The following is a 2,265-nucleotide window of genomic DNA, read 5'->3' on the forward strand; positions in this document are numbered from 1 at the left end:
AAGCCTGCCCCACCTTCCCGAGTCGGTCACCCGGCCATCCTACGACCGCAGCCGGGTAGTTGGCTCCATCGTGCATCTGGGCATAGGCGCCTTTCACCGGGCGCACCAAGCCATGTTCACCGAAGCCGTGCTGGCCTCAGGTGACCTGGCCTGGGGCATCGTGGGTGCCGGAGTCATCTCCGCCGACATGAAAAACGCCCTGGTCCCCCAGGACGGCCTCTACACCCTGGCTGAAATGGGTGCCGATGGTGAGCGCATCAAAGTCATCGGCTCCATCATCGACGTCCTCGGTGGTGCAGAAGATGCCGACAAACTGCTGGCCAAGATGAGCGACGTCAGCACCCGCATCGTCAGCATCACCGTCACAGAAAAAGGCTACTACCTCGACCCCGCCAGCGGCAAACTGCAACTCCAGGCCCCGGCCATTGCCGCTGACCTGGACACCCCCAGCAGCCCCAAAACCGTGCTCGGCCTGATCGTCCAGGCCCTCAAAAACCGCCGCGCAGCAGGCATCCTGCCCTTCACCGTGCTGAGCTGTGACAACCTGCCCAACAACGGCATCCTGGCCAAAGCCGCCGTGCTCGCCTTTGCCCGTGAAGTCGACGCCGACCTGGCCACCTGGATCGAAGCCAAGGTCACCTTCCCCTGCACCATGGTCGACCGCATCACCCCGGCCACCACCGACGCCGACCGCGCCCACATCACCCAAGCCATCGGCATGGAGGATGCCTGGCCCGTGGTCACCGAACAATTTGTGCAATGGGTCATCGAAGACCAATTCACCATGGGCCGCCCGGACTGGACCATTGGTGGGGCCATCTTCTCCGACGAGATCGAATGCTGGGAGAACATGAAACTGCGCTGCCTCAACGGCTCGCACTCCACCCTGGCTTACCTGGGCCAACTCACCGGCCGTGAAACCGTGGCCGACGCCATGCAACTGCCCCTGATCACCGACATCCTGGACCCCCTGTGGGTCGAGATCCGCGAAGTCCTGCACGCGCCCAAGGGTGTCAACCCGGCCGAGTACGTGGAAAGCCTCAAACAACGCTTTCGCAACCCCGCACTCAAACACCGCACCGCGCAAATCGCCTCCGACGGCTCACAAAAGCTGCCACAACGCCTGCTCGCGCCCTTGCGCGACCGCCAAGCCAAAGGCCTGGCCTCCCCGATGATCGCCACCGCGATTGCCGCCTGGATGCACTTTGCCGTCAAAACCGCTCACACCGCAGACGCCGTGCTCAACGACCCCCTGTCAGCCGACATCCTGGCCCAGGCCCGCAGCAGCACCAACCCCGCCACCGTGGTGGAGAACCTGCTGTCGATCGAAAAAATCTTCGGCACCGACCTGCGCAGCCACGCCGGTTTCAAAGCCGAACTGCTGGCCGCCTTTGAGCGCCTGGCCAAACACCCGCAAGTGGCCGTGGCCACCCAACTCGTGTTCTAAGCACAGCCCCCACACAGGAGACCTTTATGAAAATGACATTCCGCTGGTACGGTGAATCCGACCCCGTCAAACTCGAATACATCCGCCAGATCCCCGGCATGTATGGCATCGTGTCGGCCATCTACGACGTGCCCGTCGGTGAAGTCTGGCCCATCGACAAACTCCAAGCCCTGCGTGACCGCATCGAAGGCGCCGGCCTCAAATTCGAAGTGGTTGAGAGTGTGCCCACCCACGAAGACATCAAACTGGGCAAACCCAGCCGGGATCGCCTGATTGCCAACTTCCAGCAAAACATCCGCAACTGCGCAGCGGTCGGTGTGAAGGTGATCTGCTACAACTTCATGCCGGTGTTTGACTGGACCCGCACCGAAATGGCCAAGCAGCTGCCTGACGGCTCCTTCACCCTGGCCTTTGATGCCGAAGCGGTGGCCAAGATCGACCCAGAAAAAGGCATTTCCCTGCCAGGCTGGGATGCCAGCTACAAACCCGAAGAACTCAAGGCCCTGCTGGCCGACTACAAGGCGGTCGACGAAGAAGCCCTGTGGGCGAACCTGGAGTACTTTCTCAAAGCCATCATCCCGGTGGCCGAAGAAGTGGGCATCAAGATGGCCATGCACCCCGATGATCCACCGCGCCCGATCTTTGGCCTGCCACGCATTGTCAAGAACCGTGATGACCTGGCCCGCCTGGTCAAGATTGTGGACTCCTCCTCCAACGGCCTGACCCTGTGCTCAGGCTCGCTGGGTGCGGACCTGTGCAACAACATCCCGTCGTTGGTCAAAGAGTTTGGTGGCCAGGGTCGTATCCACTTTGGTCAC

General features: G+C 61.9%; 2 protein-coding genes. Both read left to right on the forward strand.

The genetic code is table 11. The features are described 5' to 3' along the window. A partial coding sequence (locus KKO72_RS20725) for a mannitol dehydrogenase family protein (RefSeq protein ID WP_214943749.1) occupies positions 1-1,447 on the forward strand: 1,447 nt, incomplete at its 5' end. Positions 1,448-1,473: 26 nt separating this feature from the next. Next, positions 1,474-2,265 (forward strand): mannonate dehydratase (locus KKO72_RS20730; protein ID WP_214943752.1); only part of this gene is annotated, 792 nt, incomplete at its 3' end.

This window comes from Rhodoferax sp. U11-2br, assembly GCF_018619435.1.
Lineage (GTDB): Bacteria > Pseudomonadota > Gammaproteobacteria > Burkholderiales > Burkholderiaceae_C > Rhodoferax.